Source organism: Coleofasciculus sp. FACHB-712, assembly GCF_014695635.1.
GTDB lineage: Bacteria > Cyanobacteriota > Cyanobacteriia > Cyanobacteriales > FACHB-T130 > FACHB-T130.
Map to the genome: position 1 here is coordinate 1 of NZ_JACJOQ010000321.1, position 2614 is coordinate 2614.

The 2614-nt window shown below is 42.6% G+C and carries 3 protein-coding genes and 1 pseudogene; 2 read left to right on the top strand and 2 right to left on the bottom strand.

Going from position 1 to position 2614, the window contains the following annotated elements; all coding sequences use genetic code 11:
- Positions 1–234 (bottom strand): annotated as a pseudogene (locus tag H6F50_RS08305) (1-(5-phosphoribosyl)-5-amino-4-imidazole-carboxylate carboxylase); the annotation flags it as partial.
- Between the two features lie 259 nt (positions 235–493).
- On the opposite strand from H6F50_RS08305, the gene H6F50_RS08310 reads away from it, so the two are divergent.
- Complete coding sequence (locus H6F50_RS08310; protein WP_190428281.1) at positions 494–763, top strand: hypothetical protein; 270 nt, start codon at positions 494–496, stop codon at positions 761–763.
- 124 nt (positions 764–887) lie between these two features.
- Positions 888–1751, top strand: coding sequence for an ADYC domain-containing protein (locus tag H6F50_RS08315; protein WP_190428283.1), 864 nt, complete (start codon positions 888–890; stop codon positions 1749–1751).
- A gap of 23 nt (positions 1752–1774) precedes the next feature.
- Here H6F50_RS08315 and H6F50_RS08320 read toward each other — a convergent pair.
- The coding region (locus H6F50_RS08320) for an ABC transporter substrate-binding protein (protein ID WP_242028941.1) at positions 1775–2614 on the bottom strand (840 nt) is incomplete at its 5' end.

Sequence of the window (2614 nt, forward strand, 5' to 3'; positions counted from 1 at the left end):
AGGGTTGCGCGATCGCATCGCCTCCATAATCCCCGCAATCTGTTCGGGTGTTTTTCCTGGCCCCCAAATCACCTCTGGAAAACCCGTTCGCAAGGTGCGGTGATGGTCAATTTTGGCAAAATCGCCCACGGGTTCAAAGGCAAAATGCTTGAGTTTTTCTAACGCCGCTTCTGGGCTAACGTCACCAGCAGCAACCGCTGCTAATAAGGATTGCAAAGCTTCAGGTTGAGTCACGGTATCAGCTATTAACAAGGCGGGTAAAGAGTCTTAGATTCTAGCGAAATACTTAACGCATTATTGCTCAGATGCTTAAAATTTATGAATATTCCAGAATGGAATTTTAATTACAAATTATTTAAGGCGAAGTCCGTGAAATTACTGTTAGCTTAAGTGGTTTAACAAAACTTTAACAAAATAATAGAGATACTACTATAGACAGATGATACTATATATAGTATGGCTCAAAAAAAATGAACCAAGGAGTCAGTAGATCATGAAAAAAAGTTTATTAGCAATAGTGCTTGCGACAGCAGTGGGCGTTGTGGCTTTCTCTGAAGTAGCTCAAGCTGGAATGTCTATCAACGGCATGTCTATCAACGGCATGCGGATCAACGGCATGCGGATCAACGGCATGCGGATCAACGGCATGCGGATCAACGGCTTAAAGTTCAATGACTTGACCGTGAACGGCATGAGCCAGCAAGGGACTAAACTGCAAAGCATCAGAGTTCAAGGTGGACAGCTTGTGGTAGTACAGGAATAAAACAATTGTCTTGAAAAATCCAATACTTACTAACTAGGTTGTTTCATGTTAAGACAACAATTAATAAGTTAGGTCAATTTTCTTAGGATTGTCCTAACTTTTTTGATTTAAAATATTCAATTAAATGTTCCAAAAAATATTTTTATATGCTCTGACCTTCATCTTTGCTGTATCGCTTATTGCCTGCGGAAAAATTACCCCTGGACAGAATAAGAGTAATTCTCCAAATCAAAAGCAGGCAGAGCCATTAGCAACTAACGAAAAAATTGTGACTCTTAAAGGCAAAGATTTAAAGGGCGCAGAATTAATTGGAACTGACGAGCAGGGAAGAAAGCTAAACTTTCAGGTTAGAGATGTCGAACTAGACCCGAAAGATCCTGTAAAAGAGACCTATCTTTATACTGTTTTTTATCTAGATCCCGCTGATTCAAAATGGAAGAATTTATGCGATCCCGATCCCGAAAAAATTGCTAAGGCCATTCCGCTGTCGGGTTCGTGGGATGAGACAGGCGCATATATTGAATCGAGTAATTTAGTCACTTTTGGGTGTACTAGCGGGGTTCTCGCTAAGTGCGTTCGCTTCGGCTACAAGCCTTGGAAGAATATCCAAGGAAAATCGCTACGAGCGTTTTACCAAGCTTGTACGCGCATGGTACGCGCCGATTATTGTGGCAACGGCAAAAGCCACACACGAGAGGGAACTTTGATTAATATATATGATGTGCTTGATATTCAAACACAAACGCCTAACGGCAGGGGAATGGTTTTTGAAGCCGCTTGGAAAGCAGATGGTGCAACCTGCATTAATCATCCCAGGTGGCATGAAACGCTGTCTGACATAAGCAAGGAGTGTCCTGAAAAATTCAAGGATGGTATCAATGAGGGCGGTCGTTGCACGACTGCTCAAGAGGCAAAGCAGAATTTTCCAGATTCTTTGCTTTTTAATGATTCTTTGGTAAGAAAACCGCAGGGCGCTTCTAAGAATTAGTGCAGAGATATAATATATTTCTATTAATCGGTCACTTTCAGCTCATAAACATTCCAGAGGGCACCGCCCAGAGAAGAGTATTTGATGCCGGTAACGCGATCGCGCACGGCTGACATTGACAGCGGGTTGACTAGATAAATCATCGGCAAATATTCCTGCGTAATCCGCTGCGTTTCGGCATAGATAGCTTTGCGCTTGATCTCATCCAATTCTTGGGCAGCTTTAATGTACAGACGCCCAATTTCCGCCTCCCACGCAGCCACTTCTCGACCCTGAATCGGCTTTGACCCCGATACAGCATCCTGATTGAAGCTGTGTAACCCGCCATCTGGCAACCAGACACTCGCACCATTATGGGGTTCAATGCCCCCGGTAAAGCCGAGCAAATAACATTCCCAATTTAGAGTGTTTGCGAGTTTATCTACAAGCGTGTTGAAGGCAATTGGGGTAAAATCTACTTGAATGCCAATTTGGCTCAAACTTTGCTTAATTTGCGCTCCCAGTGACACGCGGGTTTGATTTTCAGCATTCGTTATTAATGTAAACTGCACCCGATTTCCATCAGCATCTAACAACTGACCTTGATTATTATATTTAAACCCTGCGCTTAATAGTAATTTCTTAGATTTTTCGGGATTATATTCGTATACTTTCAGACCTTCTGCCGAAGTTATATAGTAAGAGCTTTGTACAGAAATTGGTGAATTTTGCATTTCACCCAGACCGCGCAAAGTGTTGTTAATCATCGCTTGCCGATCGATGGCATAAGCAACCGCTTGTCTGAATGATAGATTATTGAACCAGCGAGATTTAACTGGATCGATCAAAGGGCGTCCGTTCCGGCGTCCTTTATTTAGATTAAA